Here is a 769-nt window from a genome sequence, read left to right as displayed (position 1 = left end):
GATCTGCCGGCTTCGCGGCCTCCCCCTCTCCCTCTCCCTCCGTCTCCTTCTCTCCTTCCGCCTCGCGTTCCGGCTCTCCTTCTGCTACGTCCTCCTCGGCTACGTCCTCCTGGTACGCCTTCGCCGAAAACGCCCCGTCGGTCACCGGGACGGCGGGCACCGCTGACGCCGAGCGTCTCGAACCCGGAACCACCTACCGGAGCTCGCTGCCGAGCGACGGCAAGGTCTTCTACCGGCTCGTGCTCGACGGCACGTCGACCGTGTACGTCGCCGCCACGGCCGTACCTCCGAGGGACGCGGCGGTCAGCCCGACGGAGGGTGTCAGGGTGTCCCTGCAGGACGCCGACGGCCGTCCCTGCTCCGCGGGGGACACCGCGAGCATCGGCGCCGGCCGCAGCCCGCGTCCCCTCACCGTGTGGGCCGCGCGCCAGCTCCCGTCGAGCCGGTCGTTGTGCCGGAGCGCCGGTACGTACTACGTCGTCGTGGAGCGAGTGCTGCGCACCGAGTCCTCGCCCGGCGACTGGGACCTGGAGCTCGCGCCCGTGCTCGAACCGCGGCTGCGGAAGGCGGGCTCGACGAGTGCCCCGGAGTCCTGGGACTCGGCCACGCCCTCGCCTCCCGGCGGTGAGGCCGTGCGGCTGCGGGGCGGAGGGGGCGGGGGCTTCGACTCGGCGGCCGCGTTGGAGCCGGGCGTCTGGCGCGACGACGTACGGCCCGGACAGACGCTGTTCTACGAGGTGCCGGTCGACTGGGGACAGCAGGTCTACGC

At 73.2% G+C, this 769-nt stretch carries 1 pseudogene; it reads left to right on the top strand.

Annotated features, from left to right (window positions below):
* Positions 1 to 239: 239 nt before the first annotated feature.
* Positions 240 to 769, top strand: a pseudogene (locus tag EHS43_RS45440) (hypothetical protein); the annotation flags it as partial.

The sequence above is a fragment of the Streptomyces sp. RP5T genome, assembly GCF_003933965.1.
In the GTDB taxonomy this organism is placed as follows: domain Bacteria; phylum Actinomycetota; class Actinomycetes; order Streptomycetales; family Streptomycetaceae; genus Streptomyces.
This window is presented reverse-complemented; position numbering and strand designations above follow the sequence as displayed.